Source organism: Streptomyces sp. WMMC1477 (genome assembly GCF_027460245.1).
In the GTDB taxonomy this organism is placed as follows: domain Bacteria; phylum Actinomycetota; class Actinomycetes; order Streptomycetales; family Streptomycetaceae; genus Streptomyces.
This window is the reverse complement of record NZ_JAPZBD010000003.1, coordinates 3,270,233-3,286,722: the sequence shown is the minus strand read 5'-3', so window position 1 is coordinate 3,286,722 and position 16,490 is coordinate 3,270,233. Positions and strand designations below refer to the sequence as shown.

Sequence of the window (16,490 nt, the reverse complement as noted above, 5' to 3'; positions counted from 1 at the left end):
CGCCAACGGCGCCATGCGGTCGTGGTCCTCACACCTCTGGTCGAGAGCACCGCGATCTGAACCCGCCATCCGGCGACGAGAAGGATCAAGTCACCTCAAAAAAGCCGTACCCATCTAGACGAGTTCCAGCGCCGCCCAGCCAGGAACCATCATCTGGCCAGAACTCCAGCGGAGGATCATGCTCTAGTTCAGGTAGGGCCTCAAACTCGACGGCCCCGTACACAGCGGCACACAGGAACTCCGCAAAACCACCGCGGAAATACTCCGGCTCCCAAAATCTCGTGCGAGCTGCGACCGGCCAACAATTTGGATCACCCCCTTCCGTAATCCAGAATATTCCACACCCCTCGACACTGACCGCAAAGGGCAGCCAACCCCCAGACTCAGGGAAGAGCTTAATAATCGCCGGCCCCCGGTCACCGGAATTCCAACTCCGCAGATCTTCGACTTCGTCGCGAAAATTACTGAGGAGCTCAACATTGGAGTTCTCAACTCCTGGAATGCTCACAAAGAAGCTATCCTCAAATCCGCCAGGGCCGAACCAATAGACGTACTCCTTGTAATCCGAAGGAAAACGCACACCAACATCTCTCTCTGCGCGATCCCAGTCAACAATATATCGACGCGGCTCAACAAGTCCGAGATTGCGAGCCAATTCTTGAATACTATTCACTGCACCTCGCATCAAGCCTTCCATCGACCACCGACAAGGCAGTCGGCGTATTATGGACCGTACACCGTCCTACATAGCCGTTGCTGCCGAAGGCGAACAACTCCACCCTATCGGGGATCACCTGGCGCCCACTGTATGACGGTATAGCGGTGTAGAAAATCGCCTCGCCCGCACTCACTCGATCTCTCACCGCCCCCTCGAAGTCTCGCATTACCGGACTATTGGCCTTCTTGTACAACTTGACCAGGTTGCGTGGCTCTGTGCCGCTACCACCAAGTGATCGAGCCAGGAGGTGGCCTCGCTGAAAACCTCTTCGAGAGTCGTTGTCTTGCCAACCAGCCGGATCGGACGGCAGCACGCGAGAACTGCGGATTGTGTCGCTTCCCACAATTTCCGTTTCCTTGTCGGGGTCAAGCCTCTTCCCTCGCCCCTTGTAGTCAATTCCTTCATCCCGCAAGCAGGCAATTACACCGGTTGCGCGGCCCCCATTGGCGCTGTCCCGCGGCATATAGTGGACCCAGGAAGTCCCACTCCCCTCATGGCAACGTCCTTGGTTGCCCCTACCGCTAATCAAGAAGCTCTCGAATTCTTCACGGAAATCTTCATCACTCTCGAGAATCGGAAATACTTTGAAGAATCCGCGCAGTTCTGCGTCTGTAAGTTCCAGATCTTTAGCGGCCTGGGTGAAGGAGTCCTCGACGCGGCGTTCCAAGTCGAAGTCCACGACTGCCACGGAAGGCGGGCGCGGATGCGCCTTGGCGATGATCTTCGGAAGGATAATCGACCACATGGGCGGAGGCGGCGGTGCGGAGGCACGGGGACCGGTGGAGAGTGCGCGCGTGGACGGAGCCACGCGCCCGCCGACTGGGCTGTTTCCACCGCCGCAGTTGTATGTGCACCTGTACGTCGGGGTGGTGCTGGGCCTTGAGCCCCGGCCGTTGGTGCGTGCCTGGTCCATCCGGCGGAACTCACGCTGCAGGCGGTTCGCCTGGCCGCGATGACTGGTACGACGCGTGGAGTTGAGGCCCCTGCTACGCGGGTGGTTTCGGCGATCCTTGACCTTGCCCGGGGGTCGTGTCCCGCCCCGAGGTGCACTGCCGCCGCCGCTCCTCGGTCCGCTGCCACGGCCGCCGCCGCTCGGTGCACGGTAGGGGTTCAGCGACCCCCATCCGGCGCCACCAGGCGGGACGGCACGGTGGCCGGAGGGGTCCGTGTGGATCAGCGGGGAGCCGTTGCCGTAGGTGTAGCGGTTGGCCTGGATTGAAGGGGTGGGGTTGAGGGTCCAGGAGTCGCGGGAGGCGAAGGCGCCGGTGCTGGGGTCGTACCAGCGGGCGTGCATGTTGACCTTGCCGGTGTCCGAGTCGGTGTACTCGCCCTGATAGCCGAGGGACCCGCGGGCTCCGGCCTGGTCGGTGACGTTGCCGAACGGGGAGTAGGCGGAGGAGCCGGCCAGGGTGCCCGTGGAGGGGGCGAAGGTGCCGGTGACGTCGCCGTGGGCGTCGGCCAGTACGGCCTGGGCACCCGAGCCGTCCGGCGCCGCGGTGGACAGGGGGTTGCCCGCCGGGTCGCGGAAGACCAGCTCGCCTGCCGTGGAGACCGCGTTGTTGGAGTGGTCGGCGTAGGCGAGGGTTGTCTCGCCGCGCTTCACCAGGCGGCCCAGGCCGTCGTAGGCGTAGGTCGTCGTGCCGTCGGTGAGCAGGCGGCCCAGGGCGTCGTAGGCCGCGGTGGTGTCGCCGTCCGGGCCGCCGGTCGTCCCGAGCAGGGTGCCTCGGGCCGACCAGCTGTAGGTGACGCCGTCGGCGGTGAGGAGGCGGTTGCGCTCGTCGTAGGTCGCCGTCTTCGCGCCGGCCGTGACGCGGTTGCCGGAGGCGTCCCAGGTGTAGGACGTATCGGTGGCGTCGGGTGCCGTCCAGTTGGTCAGGCGGCCGGCCTGGTCGTAGGCGTAGGTGTGCTGTCCGGCGCCCGCCGTGCCGGTGGTCGTCTTGCCGGTGAGCTGGTCGGCCTCGTCGAAGGTGTAGGTGACTTCGGCCGTCGTCGTGCTGTCCGGGGCTTTGAGCGTGTCGGAGGCCAGGCGGCCCAGAGCGTCGTAGCCGAAGGATCGGGTCGCCGAGGGGCTGCCGTAGCTGATGGCGGACGGTCGGGAGAGGGCGTCGTAGGTGTAGCTCTGGGTGGCTCCTGTCAGGGGGTCGGCGGCCGAGGCGAGGCGGCCCGCGTTGTCGTAGCCGAAGGTCGCGGCGCCCGCGGCGTCGGTGCGTCCGGCGAGGCGTCCTTCCGCGTCGTAGGTGAAGGTGGCGGTGCCGGAGGGCCCGGACGAGCTGAGCAGGTTGCCGCGGTCGTCGTAGGTGTAGGCGTTCGTGCCGCCGGGCGCGCTCACGGAGGTGACGCGTCCGGCCAGGTCGTAGTCGAAGGTGTCGGTGCCCGTGGCGGCTTCTGCACCGGTTCCGGTGAGGGAGACGACGCGGCCGAGGGCGTCGAAGGTGCGGGTCTGCTCGACGCCGCCGGGCTGCAGTTCGCGCACCGGTTGCCCGGCCGCGTCGTACACCGTGGTGAACGTGCGGTCGGCGGCGTCGGGGTGGGCGGCGGTGGCCGGTTCGATGACGGACTCGGGCAGGCCGCGGCTGGTGAACGTGTACCAGGTGACGTTGCCGCGCCCGTCGGTGAGCCGGGTGCGGTTGCCCGCCGCGTCGTAGCCGAAGGTGGTGGTGAGGGACGTTTCGGCGTCCACCGGCTCCACCAGCTCCGTGAGCCGTCCGTGGGCGTCGAACGTCTGCTGGACGGTATGGCCCAGCGGGTTGGTCACGGCGACCGGGTTGCTGACGGCGTCGTAGGCGGAGCTACGGGTGCGCAGTTCGGTTCCGTCGGGCGCCAGGTCGGTCACCGCCGTGACGCGGCCCGCGAGGTCGTGGGTGCTGCGCACCGTGCGGCCGAGGGGGTCGGTGACGGCGACGGGCAGGCCGGTCGGGCCGTAGTCGTACGTCGTCGTCTTCCCTGCCGCGTCCGTGGAGGAGGTCGGCTGGCCTGCCGCGTTGTGGTCGGTGGTGGTGACGATGCCGGTGGGGCTCGTGGTTGAGGTCAGGTTCCCGGCGTCGTCGTAGGTCAGATGGGTCGTGTAGACGCCCGCCGAGGGCTGACGCTCGATAACCGTGGACGTGATCTGGCGGCCCAGCTCGTCGTACGTGGCCTCGGTACGGGCACCCGTCGGGTCCGTGGTGGACAGGCGTTCGCCCAGCAGGTCGTAGGTGTACCGGGTGACCGGCTGCTCGGCTCCCTCGGTGGGGGCGGGCTCGGTGACGGCCGTGAGCCGGCCAAGCTGGTCATAGGTGTAGGAGGTGACGTTGCCGAGCGGTTCCGTCTCGGTGACCGGCCGGCCGGCGGCGTCGTACGTGCTCCGCAGCGTCGCCGTCTGCGGGGTGGTCGTGCCGGGCGGGGTGTAGGAGGGCAGGGTGGTGCTCACCGGCCTGCCCGCCGCGTCGTAGGACGTGTGCGTGACCTCGCCGTTCGCGTCCCGCGCGTCCGTGACCTCGCCGAAGGTGTTGTACCCGGTGGAGGCGGTGGGCCGGGCGACGGCGGTCTGGGTTCCGTACTCCTCGACGGTCACGGGAGGCGCGGCCGACTCGGTGAGGCGGCCGAGCACGTCGTAGGCGAAGTCGGTGGTGTGAGCGGCCGGGTCGCCTCCGGTCGCGTTGCCGAGGGGTGAGGTCTCGGCCGTGACCAGACCCCGGTCGTCCACCTGGTAGGTGGTGACGAGGTCCTCCGTGCCGTTCTCCACGGTCTGGCGGACGAGGTCGCCCGCGATGTTGCGCTCGAAGGTGACGCGCTCGGTGCGCGTACCGCCCGCCCCGGTGTGGGTCTCGGTGAGGACGGCCCCGCCCGCGTCGTGGGTTTAGGCGGTGCGTCGGGCCAGCCCTGCCGGGTCGAGGGTCTCGGCGGTGGTGCGCCCGGCGGCGTCCACGTCGTACGTGGTGGTGACGGTCCCGTTGCCGGTGATCTCCGTGACGAGGTGGCCGGCGGCGTCGTGCTGACGCTCACTCAGGACGAGGTCCCGTGTGGTGCCGTCGGAGTCCTGGAACCCAGCCAGGATCGTCTGGGCGAGGAGGCCGTCGTCGTAGTAGGTCTGCCGCGTGGTGCGGCCCATCGCGTCGGTGTGCTCGGCGAGCCGGCCGGTGGGGTCGTAGGCGTAGGAGTCGAGGACGACGTCGGCCGGTGTCCCGCCGCCGTCGTCGTAGCCCTTCAGCGTGACCTCGGCGAGCTGGCCGAGCGGGGTGTAGGCGTAGGTGAACTGCTCGCCCGTCGGCATCGTCCGCGACGTCTGGTTGCCGTAGACGTCGTAGGCGTAGCTCTCCTCGCCGTTCTCGGGGTCGGTGAGCGTGGCGAGGCGGCCGTGCACGTCGTAGGTGCGGGTACGTCGTTGTCCCGGTCGTCCCATACCGAGTGCCGGCCGCGCAGCGCGGGGGCGGGGCTTGCGCGGAACGGTTACGCGAACGCCGGGCGGGCGTGGTGTAGCAGGGTGCGGGTCGCGGGGCTGGGTGAGGGGCGCCAGGCCAGGGTGAGGTAGGCGAGGTCCTCCGCGTCGTCGATCGTGCGGGCCACGAGGCGTTCCCCGTCGGTCCCGACCGTCGAGGCGCTGAGGACGGCCACGGCCAGCCCCCGGGCGGCGAGGTCGGCGACGGCCTCCGGCGCGCTCGCCTGGAGCGTGACCGAGGGGCGCAGGTTCCGCGCGGCGCAAGCCCGGTCGAAGACGGCACGCAGGCCGGTTCCGGGCGGCATGCACACGAGCGGGTGCTCGCACACGCCGCGCAGGGTGACCCGCTTCCGCCGCGCCAGTGGATGGCTCGGCGGGACGGCGACGACGAGCCGCTCGGCGACGACGGGAAGCGCCTCCAGGCCCTCGGGGGAGGCCGTCGCGGTGCCGACGAGGGCCACGTCCACGGTACCGGAGCGCACGGCGTCCAGGAGTTGGAGCGAGTGGCCCTCGACGAGCGAGAGCTCGACCCCGGGGTGGGTCCGGTGGAAGGCGGCGAGGGCGTCGAACAGCGGGGTGAGCGTGCAGCCGGTGACCATGCCGACCGTCAGCCGCCCCCGCAGCACCTCCGCCACCTCCCCGACCGCCTGGCCGATCGCCTCGGCGGCGGCGAGGGCGGCACGGGCGTGGGTGAGGGCGGCCTCTCCGGCGGCGGTGAGCGTGACGCCGCGCGCCGAGCGGTCGAACAGCTCCGTGCCGAGATCCCGCTCCAGCTGCCGGATCTGGGCGCTGACGCCGGACTGGCTGATGTGGACGCGCTCGGCAGCGCGGGTGAAGTTCCGCTCCTCGGCGACCGCCACGAAGTACTCCAGCTGACGAAGCTCCATAACCATTGATTCTAATTCTCAGCATTTCCAGCTGTTGGACTTCTGATCGGCACGTGGCCACCCTGGAGGGGCAGGCCGGGCCACGCGCGACAGGAGGCGCCCCATGACGGGATACGAGACGTACGAGAAGGCGATGCGGCCGGAGGACATCACGCGACTGTTCGTCGAACGGTCCAACGCGGGGGACGCGGCCGGGGTCGCCGCGCTGTACGCGGCGGACGCGGTGATGGCCTACCCGGCCGGCCAGACGACGGTCGGCCGGGAGGCGATCCGCGCCCTGTGGGCGAGGGTGCTGGCCTCGGGCCCGCGTTTCGAGGCGGAGGAGCCGCTGCCCACCCTGGTCAGCGGCGACCTCGCGCTCACCTCTACCCCGCCCCGGGACGGCGCGGGCGCCCGCGCCCAGGTCGTGCGCCGTCAGCCCGACGGCAGCTGGCTCCGCGTCCTCGACCAACCGGAGTTCCTCCGGCCCTGACGCGGCTCCGCCTCCTCCCCCTCAGAGGCAGACGTCCAGGCGGTGCTGGAGGGTTCCGTCCGGGCCGAAGACGTCCATGAGGTAGCCGCGGCTCAGGGAGAGACCTTCCCTGTGCCGCATGAACGCGGTGACCGAGCGCTTCAGTCGCTCGAACGGCTGGGCATCGTCGTCCGGGTAGTGGGTCCACACGATGAACAGAGGAACGCCGTCGGGGCCGGAGGTGTGCCGTATCCCGTAGACGTCTTCCAACCCGCCGGCCCGGCGGTAGCGTTCGGCCAGCGCCACCGCCGGGTCCGGAGCGACCGTCGAGGTGACGGTCGGTCCGGGTTCGCGTGACGGCCGATCGGGCTCCCCGAGGGCCGAGGGGCAACCGGAAGCCAGGCGGAGGACCGCCACCGAGAACAGGGCGGGCACGAATTCTGGGTCGCCGCATGACGTGATCGTGACACTGCCGCCCGACGCGTGTCGGGCGGGGAGTGCGGTTCGCGTGCTGCGGGACGCGGTGCTGTGACGGGTCATCACATCAGGGCGTGAATTCCGGTTCTCCTCACAGGGGTCGGGGCGTTGCCGTGGCTTCACGCTGGCCCGAAGGGCAGGCAGCCCCCCATTGCGGCACCCCCACGGTGCCGCTCCCCCACTGGTCCTCTTCAGGCAGAGGGCCGGGCGACCCGCAGGAGAGCCCATGTCGTGGATCTCGCGCACCACCAAACGGACCCGTCTCGCCGTGACGTCGCTCGCGGCTTCCGTCGCGCTCGTCCTCACCGCCGCCGCTCCGACCCAGGCCGCGGAGGAGCCGCTGCCCGAGGGCGGGCTGCTCAAGGCGCTGTCGAACTACGTGCACTCCCCCGACGCCGTCGCCGGGGCCAACGACTGGTCCTGCGTGCCCGACGCCGGGCATCCCAACCCGGTGATCCTGCTGCCGGGGACGTTCGCGAACCTCGGGGCCAACTTCGTCAAGACCGCGCCCCGCCTGAAGAACGAGGGGTACTGCGTCTTCGCGACGAACTACGGCTTCACCGCCGCCTCACTCGACCGCGTGGGCGGCCTCGGCCACATCACGGACTCGGCGGCCGAGCTGGACGCCTTCGTGACGAAGGTCCGGGAGGCCACCGGCGCGGCGAAGGTGGACATCGTGGGCCATTCGCAGGGCGGCAACGTGCCGATGTGGTGGATGAAGAAGATGGGCGGGGCCGCACAGGTCGCCCACTACGTGGGCTGGGCGCCCAGCTCGAACGGCACCGATCTGAACGGCCTGGTGACGCTCGCCGACGCGCTGAACCTCATGGGGTTCGCGACGGGGCTGTCGGAGGTCGGCCAGTTCCCCGGCGTCCTGGACCAGGCGGCCACCAGCGACTACACGGCCGAGCTGTGGGCGGACGGTGACGAGGTCCCGGCGGGCCCGGACTACACCGTCATCATGACCAAGTACGACAAGGTCGTGACGCCGTACCGGAGTCAGGCGCTCCAGGGCGCGGACGTGAACAACGTGCTCCTGCAGGACAGGTGCCCGTTCGACCTGGCCGGGCACCTCGGGCTGTTCAACGACGAGCCGACGCTCCAGCTGACCCTGAACGCGCTGGCCGACGGCCCCGCGGACTTCCAGCCCGAGTGCCGCGACTACGGGGTCCCGCTGCTCTGATCCCACTCCCGGCGAGGGCGTGACACCCCTCGTGCCCTCGGCCCCGCCGGCCACGTTGGCGGGGCCGAGGGCATGAGGACGTCGTGACGGCCCGACCCGGCTCCGTGTCCGAACGCGTCCCCGGGCCCGAGCGCGCCCGGCTCAGGAGTTGCGCTGCGGTGAGTGGGGGCCGAAACGCCGGGCGGGGAAGCGGGTACCGCGGTAGACGTCTGGGATCATTCGTCCTGTTTCGTACGGATTCCTCACCGTGAGCAGGGAGTGCGTGTGCGGATGGGACACCGGAAGAGCCGGGGCACCCGGGACGGCGTGGGAGGCGCGGGCGCCGGGGGCACGGCGGGCGGCCGGGGCGCAAGGGGCCCGGGGGTGGCGGGCGGGCTGTTGGCCGCGGTGCTGTTGCCGGCCGCCGGGTGCGCGCTGCCGGAGCCGTACGCGCCGCCGGGGAAGAACGCGGCCGACGGGTTCACGTACTACGTCAGCCCGGAGGGTGACGACGCAGCCGACGGCACGTCACCGGAGACGGCGTGGCGGACGCTGGACCGGGCGGACGCGATGAAGTTCCGACCCGGTGACCGCCTGCGCCTGCAAGGGGGCGCGAAGTTCCGCGGCGGGCTGGACATCGCGGCCGGGGAGGCGGGGGACGCGGAGCACCCGGTGGTGGTGGAGTCGTTCGGCAAGGGCCGGGCGGTGATCCGGTCGGCGTCCCAGGCCGGGGTGACGGTCTACAACACGGGTGGCGTGGTGATCCGCGACCTGGTCCTGCGCGGGAGCGGCGGCACGCGCCGGGAGTATGACGGCGTGCACGTCTTCAGTGACGTGGCGGACGGGGAGCGGTTCGGGCACGTGCGGATCTCGGACGTCGACGTGTCGGGGTTCCGCAACGGCGTCGGGATCGGCGCGGAGGACGGCGTGGGCTTCCGCGACGTGCGGGTGAGCCGGGCGAAGCTGCACGGCAACCTGGAGGCGGGGCTCGTCACGAGCGGGCCGGAGTTCGACGCGGAGGCACCGGCCTACGCGCACGCGGACGTGCGGGCTTCGGGGGTGCGGGCGTTCGGGAACCAGGGCGATCCTTCGGCGAGCGACCGGAACACCGGCAGCGGGATCGTCTTCGGCAGTGTGCGGGCGGGCCGGATCGAGGACTCGGTGGCGTTCGACAACGGGGAGCGGTCGTCGGCGTCGGCGGTGGAGGGTCCGGAGGGCATCTGGATGTACGACTCGACGAAGCTGGTCGTGCAGAACAACGTCTCGCACGGCAATCACACCGGGTCCCGGGTGGACGGCGGCGGGTTCGGCCTGGACAACAACGTCTCGGAGTCCGTCGTCCAGTACAACCTGTCGTTCGGCAACGACGGCCCCGGCTACCTCGTCTACTCCGGGAAGCCGACGGGCGCGCACCGCGACAACGTCCTGCGGTTCAACCTGAGTGCGAACGACGCCCGCAGGCTGGAGGTCTACGGCGGCATCGTCGTCTACGGGGTGAAGCTGCGCGATCTGGACGTCTACCACAACACCGTGGTGATGAAGGCGAACGGGCCGGTGAAGGCGCCCGCGCTGCGGCTTCAGGAGGACCTGGAGGGCGTCCGCGTGCACAACAACGTCTTCCATACCGACGGCGCGCCCGTGGTCGACGCGGACGGCGACTTCGACCCGGACGAGGTGGCCCTCCAGGGCAACGCCTACCACAGCACGGACGACTGGACGGTGCGCTGGGGCAAGGCGCGGTACGACGCGCTGGACGCGTGGCGCGCGGGGACGGGCCACGAGCGGCGGGACGGCGAGGACACCGGCACCGACGAGGACCCGTGCCTGGACGCGGCGGCGGCCCCGGTCACCGAGGTGGCCGAGGCCGCGCTGCTGCGCTCCGGGTGCCCGGCGGACCTGGAGGGCGCGGGCGTCGACCTGCGCGAGGCCGGGGTCCGCGGTCCGGGCCGCGTGGACTACTCGGGGACGCCGCTGAGGAGCCCGCTGACGGTCGGGGCACTGCAGGGCCGCCCGGAAGACGCGGAGGCGGCCGCCGAACAAGACGCCGCGGACGCCGCGGAGGGGGACGCGGAGGCGGACGCCGGGGGCTGACCCTCCGCCGCGCCGGTGCCGACGAGCGCGGGCTGGAGGGGCAGGGCCGAGGGGACGACGGCGGGCGCGGGCCGTCCGAGGGACCGCACGGCCCAGCCCGCCGAGCGCCACAGCCCGGCGTCGAGCGCGTTGCGGGCGTCCAGCAGCCGCGGGGTGCGCACGACCTCGGCGAGCGCGGAGGGCCGCAGCTCGCGGTAGTCGCGCCACTCGGTCAGGTGCAGGACGAGGTCGGCGTCCCGGCAGGCCGCGGTGGCGTCGGTGGTGTAGAGGAGGGCGGGGTGGGCGGCGCGGGCGTTCTCGGTGCCGCGCGGGTCGTGGACGCAGACCTCGGCGCCTTCGCGGTGCAGGGCGCCGGCCACGGCGAGGGCGGGCGAGTCGCGGACGTCGTCGCTGTCGGGCTTGAAGGTGGCGCCGAGCACGGCGACGCGGCGGGCGAGGAAGGAGCCGCCGACGAGGTCCCGGGCGGCCTCGACGGTGCGTCGGCGCTGCCGGGTGTTGATGGTGTCGATCTGCCGCAGGAAGTCGACGGCGGGTTCGGCGCCGAGTTCGGCGGCTCGGGCGGTGAAGGCGCGGATGTCCTTGGGCAGGCAGCCGCCGCCGAAGCCGAGTCCGGCGGCCAGGAAGCGGCGGCCGATGCGGGTGTCGTGGCCGAGGATGTCGGCGAGGGTGACGACGTCGGCCCCGGCGGCGTCGCAGACCTCGGACATGGCGTTGATGAAGGAGATCTTGGTGGCGAGGAAGGAGTTGGCGGCGACCTTGGCGAGTTCGGCGGTGGCGGGGTCGGTGCTGATGAAGGGCACCCCGGCGGCGCGCGGGGTGGCGTAGACCTCGGCGAGGGCGTCGTGGGCCCGGGTGGAGCGGACGCCGATGACGAGCCGGTCGGGCCGGAGGGTGTCCTGGACGGCGAAGCCCTCCCGCAGGAACTCCGGGTTCCAGGCGAGTTCGGCGTCGCCGTCCTCGGGCAGCAGGGCGGCGACCTCGGCGGCGAGCCGGTCGCAGGTGCCGACGGGGACGGTGGACTTGCCCACGATGAGGCAGCGCCGGCGCAGGTGTGGGGCGAGGCCGTGGACGACGGCCTCGACCTGCCGCAGGTCGGCGGCGTCGGAGTCGGGCTGCTGCGGGGTGCCGACGCACACGAAGTGGACGTCACCGAACTCGGCGGCCTCGCGCAGCGAGGTGGTGAAGCGCAGCCGCCCGCAGTGGAGGGTGCGGGTGAGCAGTTCGGGCAGGCCGGGCTCGTAGAAGGGCGGTCTGCCCTCGGCGAGCGCGCTGATCTTGCGCGTGTCGACGTCGACGCCGAGGACGTCGTGTCCGAGTTCGGCCATGCACGCGGCGTGCACGGCTCCGAGATATCCCGTACCGATGACGGTCAACCGCATGCTGGTGTCTCCTGTCTGTCCGTGAAGGTCACGAGGGCCGCGAGGGCGGCGGGGCCGGGAGGGCTGCTGGGCCGCGAGGGCGGCGGGCGCGGGGAGGGCGGGCGCGGGGAGGGCGCGGTCTGCGGGGCCCGGGCGGGAGGGGTCAGTCCGGGTAGCCCGAGGGGTTGAGTTCCTGGAAGCGCCAGGCGTCGCGGCACATGTCGGCGAGGTCGCGACGGGTGGTCCAGCCCCAGGCGCGGGCCACGGCGCCGGGGTCGGCGATGAGGGCCGGGACGTCGCCGGGGCGGCGCCCGGTGATCTCGTGGGGGATCTCCCGGCCGCAGGCGGCGGAGAAGGCGGCGAGGAGTTCGAGGACGGAGGTGCCGGTGCCGGTGCCGAGGTTGAAGACCCGCATGCCGTGCTCGTCGTCGAGGTGTTCGAGGGCGACGCGGTGGCCCTCGGCGACGTCCATGACGTGGATGTAGTCGCGGACGCCGGTTCCGTCGAAGGTGGGGTAGTCGTCGCCGAAGACGCGCAGCCTCGCGCGGCGGCCGACGGCGACCTGGGCGAGGTAGGGCATGACGTTGTTCGGCACGCCGCGCGGGTCCTCGCCGAGGTGGCCGCTCGGGTGGGCGCCGACGGGGTTGAAGTAGCGCAGGGCGAGGACGCTGAGGCCGGGCAGCCGTCGGCAGACGTCGCCGATGATCCGCTCGCACAGCAGCTTGCTGGTGGCGTAGGGGTTGGTGGGGGCGACGGGGTCGGTCTCGGTGAGCGGCACCTTGGTCGCGTCGCCGTAGAGGGAGCAGGAGGAGGAGAAGACGAGCCGCCGCACGTCGTGCTGTTCCATGGCGGCCAGCAGGGCGGTGGTACCGCCCACGTTGGTGTCGTAGTAGGCGACGGGGATCTGGACGGACTCCCCGACGGCCTTCTTTGCGGCGAAGTGGATGACGGCGTCGACGCGGTGTGCGTCGAAGACGGCGTTCAGGGCGCGGCGGTCGCGCAGGTCGGTCTCGTAGGCGGCGGTGACGGGCCGCCCCGCGGTCTTGGCGACGCGTTCGAGGGCGTGCGGCGAGCTGTTGGAGTGGTCGTCCACGACGACGACGTCGTAGCCGTGGGTGAGGAGTTCGACGCAGGTGTGGCTGCCGATGAATCCGGCGCCGCCGGTCACCAGGACGGTCGTGGGCATGGGGGTGCTCCTTCGGGAACGGGCGGGGCCGGGGGACGTCGTCACCAGCGCAGGACGTTCGTGAAATAGACGGGGTACAGGGCGTAGGCCAGGGCCAGTGGCGCCAGGGCGAGGGTGCCGGCGAGCAGCGGCAGCCGGGCGGTGCGCAGGGCCCGGTGCCGGCGGACGCCGTTCGCGCGTGCCGTCTCGCAGACGTGCAGCCAGGAGACGGCGAGGGTGACGACGGCGTAGGAGGAGGCGGCGACGATGCACAGGAAGACGTAGCCGACCGCCGGGCCGGTGAGTTCGCCGACGACGGCCGCCGAGGAGAGCGCGACGGTGATGAGCAGGTAGGGCGCGACGAGCCGCAGCGCGAGGGGTTCGAGGCCGTCGCGGGACTTCGGCGTCACCTTGAAGGTGACCGTGCGCGGCCGGAGCCGCTGGAGGACGGCGGCCCCGACGCCCCAGGCGACCCAGGGCCAGCGGGCGAGGGCGAACAGCCAGCCCTCCCAGCTCACCACGGGCGCCCTCGGCGGCCGCAGCAGCCCGCGGCGGCGCAGCAGGAGGGCGAGGAGGATGAGACAGATCGACATCGCCCAGAAGTGGCCGAGGAACGCGAAGTAGTTGACGTTGATCCAGGCCAGCCCGGTGACGGCGGCGACGGGCGGCAGGGTGAGCCCGGCCGTCGTCGTCAGCGCGAGCAGCGGATAGTAGACGAGGACGATGGTGAAGCGCAGCCGCAGCAGCGCGGGGAGCCGTCTCACGTGCTTGGGCAGCAGGCCCATCAGCGACGCCGCCAGGCTGCGCGACCACTGGAACTCCTGCGTCACCATCGCCGAGAAGGTGATGGGCCCCTCCCCGTGGGCCTCGGCGTCGATGGCGAAGGCGCCGTGCCAGCCCGCGGAGTTGAGCAGGAACGTGGTGGTGAAGTCCTCGGCCAGCTCGGGCCCGAGGCCGCCGATGTCCTTCAGCGCGGCGGTGCGGACGGCGTAGTGCGAGCCGATGCACACCGGCGCCAGCCCGGCGGAGTGGCCGAGCTGGACGGGCCCGTGGAAGATCGCCTCCCGGTGCAGCCTGCCCCGGGCGGACCAGGACGCGTCGGCGTTGGCGTCGCACACCGAGGGCGCGGCGACGTATCCGATGGCCGGGTCGGCGAAGGGCCGCACCACCTCGGCGAGGTAGCCGGGCCGCGGCACGTGGTCGCAGTCGAGCTGGGCGACGACGTCGTACTCGGCGTAGCCCCAGTGGTCGTAGAAGTAGGCGAGGTTGCCCTCCTTGCAGCGGGTGCGGCGCGGCCAGGTGTCGCGGTGGTACTCCGCCACCCCCTTGCGGCAGGAGATCCGCACCCCGTTGCGCCGGCACCAGCGCCGGATGCGCGGCGTGGGGTCCTCGTCGCAGAGCCAGACGTCGTACGGGTGCGGGTACTCCTGGTCGAGCATGGCCCGCAGCGTGGCGCGGGCGATGGCCCACCCCTCCGAGGGTGCCCGGGTGACGGCGAAGGCGACGCGCAGCTCGGGCACCTCGGTCTTCGGGTCGAAGCGGCGCAGCCGGATGACGGCGACGATGAAGTGCACCGGCAGCAGGGCGAGGTACGCCAGCAGCGCGCTGTTGACGATCAGGCCGACCCAGCCGACCCGGTGCTCGGGCTGGAGCCACCAGGACCAGAACCACACGAGGCAGGCCACCCAGGCGGCGCTGAGCAGCGTCGCCTTGACGCGGGTGGCGCCGGAGAGCTGCCGCACGAAGGCGGTCGGCCGCGTGGCGAGCCGGCGGCGCGGGCGGCCGAAGACGGGCCCGTCGGGGGTGAGGGCGACGACGTTGCCGTCGGACAGGCCGAGGAGCTGGTCGCGCAGGGACTCCTCGACGTCGGCGGGGTGCGGGGCGGTGGTGGACGTCGGGGAGGTCGGGGGCGTCGGAGGGAGGAGGGCGGGCTCGGCCTGCGTCATGGAAGGCGTGCTCCGTGGCGGGGGCGGGGCGGGGATGCGGCGACCGGTGCGGGCGGGGCCCGGGCGCGAGGGGCCGGACGAGGTGCGGGGAAGGTGCCTCGGATCTCAGGACGGCGCGGACTCCACCGGGACGGCGGACGCCCGCGATGCCGTCGGCGCACCGGAGGCCGCGGGGGCCGGGGGCGCCGCGGGGGCCCGGGACGCCGCGCCGGCCATGGGCGCCGCGGGCCGGAGCGGGTCGCCGACGCCCCCGCCGTCCTCCTGGCCGCCCCGGATCGCGGCAGCCCCGGCGGCGACGTCCTGCGGACGGGCGGCGAACCACTCGATCGTGCGCCGCAGACCGTCCTCGACGTCCACCTCCGGGAGCCAGCCGAGCCGCTCCGCCGCCCGGGTGATCACGGGCCGGCGGCGGACGGGGTCGTCCACGGGCAGCGGGTGGTACCGCACCTCGGACGCCGAGCCGGTGAGGCGCACGACGAGGTCGGCGAGGTCGGAGACGGACAGCTCGACGGGGTTGCCGAGGTTGACGGGCCCGATCTCGTCGGAGTCGGCCATCGCGACGAGCCCGCGCACGAGGTCGTCGACGTAGCAGAAGCTCCGGCTCTGCTTGCCGTCGCCGTAGACGGTCAGCGGCTCCCCGGTGAGCGCCTGGGCGATGAAGCTGGACACCACGCGCCCGTCGTGCGGGCGCATCCGCGGGCCGTAGGTGTTGAAGATCCGCACGATGCCGACGTCGAGGTCGTGCGTGCGGTGGTGGGCGAGCGTGACGGCCTCGGCGAACCGTTTCGCTTCGTCGTACACGCTGCGCGGTCCGTTGGGGTTGACGTTCCCCCAGTACTCCTCGTCCTGCGGGTGGACGAGCGGGTCGCCGTAGACCTCGCTCGTGGACGCCAGCAGGAACCGGCAACCGTTGCGCGCCGCCAGCCGCAGCGCGTTCTCGGTCCCCCGGCTGCCGACGGCCAGGGTCTGGAGGGGCAGCCGCAGGTAGTCGGGCGGCGACGCGGGGCTCGCCAGGTGCGCGACGAGGTCGAACGCCCCGGGAACGTCCAGGTCCGCGCTGACGTCCGCGCGGAGGAAGGTGAAGGTGGAGTACGACGTGAGGTGGGCGATGTTGTCCGGCGTACCGGTCGAGAGGTCGTCCACACAGATGACCTCGTCGCCGCGCCGCAGCAGGGCCTCACACAGGTGCGACCCGAGGAACCCGGCCCCACCGGTGACGGCAACACGCATGGGCTTCTCCGTGATTCAGGGCAACAAATGGCCACCGCCCACGCGTGCCCTGCCGCCGCACGGCACACCTGGCGCGGAGACGGTCCGCCGTCGAACCGCAGGGCAAGAATATGGATATAGGTAGGATTTTCTGCTCATCACCACACATACATGCCCTGACCGGCGGAACCGGCCGCCCTCCGCCACCCGAACGCGACGCGGGTGCCGGCCCGGCGGTCCTCACCGCCGGGCCGGCACCCGCGTCCGTGCTCCTTACCGGGCGTCAGACCCCGCGCAGGAAGCTGTCCCCGTGAGTGGCGATATGGGCTTCGAGCGCGTTGAGCGCGCTCTGCGTGGCCTGCTCCGAGCCTGAGCCGCGCCGCTCCGCGTAGTACGCCGCGCCCAGCTTCTTCAGCAGGTCGTTCCCGGCCCGCTGCTGCTGGACCTCGTCCACCTTCTGCTTGCCCTGGTTGAGGGCCTGCTGCGCCTGCTCCTTGGCCCGGTCGAGGAATCCCGCCATGACAACCTCCTATATCGGTGCCCCGAGTCTGCTGCACCCGAGGGCGCGAGGACGCTCTTTCGCGGACGTGTCCCGCGTCGGGCCCGGAA

12 protein-coding genes are annotated in these 16,490 nt (G+C 71.7%); 2 read left to right on the top strand and 10 right to left on the bottom strand.

Annotated features, from left to right (window positions below; genetic code table 11):
- Window positions 1–85 precede the first annotated feature (85 nt).
- The 4 genes from O7609_RS15060 to O7609_RS15045 all read right to left on the bottom strand — a co-directional run bounded on the left by O7609_RS15060 (window position 86) and on the right by O7609_RS15045 (window position 6,022).
- A complete protein-coding gene (locus O7609_RS15060) occupies window positions 86–685 on the bottom strand; it encodes an SMI1/KNR4 family protein (RefSeq protein ID WP_269736442.1) in 600 nt (199 codons plus the stop codon).
- On the bottom strand, window positions 666–4,442 hold the full coding sequence (locus O7609_RS15055; protein ID WP_269743707.1) for an RHS repeat-associated core domain-containing protein: 3,777 nt from the start codon (window positions 4,440–4,442) through the stop codon (window positions 666–668). Before O7609_RS15055 ends, O7609_RS15060 begins: the two co-directional genes overlap by 20 nt.
- A gap of 114 nt (window positions 4,443–4,556) precedes the next feature.
- Window positions 4,557–5,099, bottom strand: coding sequence for a hypothetical protein (locus O7609_RS15050; RefSeq protein WP_269743706.1), 543 nt, complete (start codon window positions 5,097–5,099; stop codon window positions 4,557–4,559).
- A 47-nt stretch (window positions 5,100–5,146) separates the two neighbouring features.
- Window positions 5,147–6,022 carry a LysR family transcriptional regulator gene (locus O7609_RS15045; RefSeq protein ID WP_269743705.1) on the bottom strand — a complete coding sequence of 292 codons (876 nt, stop codon included), beginning with the start codon at window positions 6,020–6,022 and terminating at the stop codon, window positions 5,147–5,149.
- Between the two features lie 103 nt (window positions 6,023–6,125).
- Here O7609_RS15045 and O7609_RS15040 point away from each other — a divergent pair, with 103 nt between their 5' ends.
- Window positions 6,126–6,494 carry a YybH family protein gene (locus O7609_RS15040; protein WP_269736446.1) on the top strand — a complete coding sequence of 123 codons (369 nt, stop codon included), beginning with the start codon at window positions 6,126–6,128 and terminating at the stop codon, window positions 6,492–6,494.
- 21 nt (window positions 6,495–6,515) lie between these two features.
- Here the strand turns inward: O7609_RS15040 and O7609_RS15035 are convergent, their stop codons facing one another.
- Window positions 6,516–6,779, bottom strand: coding sequence for a hypothetical protein (locus O7609_RS15035; RefSeq protein WP_269743704.1), 264 nt, complete (start codon window positions 6,777–6,779; stop codon window positions 6,516–6,518).
- A 397-nt stretch (window positions 6,780–7,176) separates the two neighbouring features.
- Between O7609_RS15035 and O7609_RS15030 the strand changes: the two genes are divergently transcribed.
- Complete coding sequence (locus tag O7609_RS15030; protein ID WP_269736448.1) at window positions 7,177–8,133, top strand: esterase/lipase family protein; 957 nt, start codon at window positions 7,177–7,179, stop codon at window positions 8,131–8,133.
- 1,934 nt (window positions 8,134–10,067) lie between these two features.
- On the opposite strand, the gene O7609_RS15020 is transcribed toward O7609_RS15030, so the two are convergent.
- From O7609_RS15020 to O7609_RS15000, 5 genes are all read right to left on the bottom strand, one after another.
- Complete coding sequence (locus O7609_RS15020) at window positions 10,068–11,582, bottom strand: UDP-glucose dehydrogenase family protein (RefSeq protein ID WP_269743703.1); 1,515 nt, start codon at window positions 11,580–11,582, stop codon at window positions 10,068–10,070.
- 142 nt (window positions 11,583–11,724) lie between these two features.
- The gene (gene galE / locus O7609_RS15015) at window positions 11,725–12,747 is read right to left on the bottom strand and encodes a UDP-glucose 4-epimerase GalE (protein ID WP_269736450.1); all 1,023 of its coding nucleotides are present in this window, start codon (window positions 12,745–12,747) and stop codon (window positions 11,725–11,727) included.
- A gap of 41 nt (window positions 12,748–12,788) precedes the next feature.
- A complete protein-coding gene (locus tag O7609_RS15010) occupies window positions 12,789–14,672 on the bottom strand; it encodes a glycosyltransferase family 2 protein (protein WP_269743702.1) in 1,884 nt (627 codons plus the stop codon).
- Between the two features lie 105 nt (window positions 14,673–14,777).
- The gene (locus tag O7609_RS15005) at window positions 14,778–15,902 is read right to left on the bottom strand and encodes a UDP-glucuronic acid decarboxylase family protein (protein ID WP_269736452.1); all 1,125 of its coding nucleotides are present in this window, start codon (window positions 15,900–15,902) and stop codon (window positions 14,778–14,780) included.
- A 262-nt stretch (window positions 15,903–16,164) separates the two neighbouring features.
- On the bottom strand, window positions 16,165–16,401 hold the full coding sequence (locus O7609_RS15000; protein WP_269736453.1) for a hypothetical protein: 237 nt from the start codon (window positions 16,399–16,401) through the stop codon (window positions 16,165–16,167).
- Window positions 16,402–16,490: the final 89 nt, after the last annotated feature.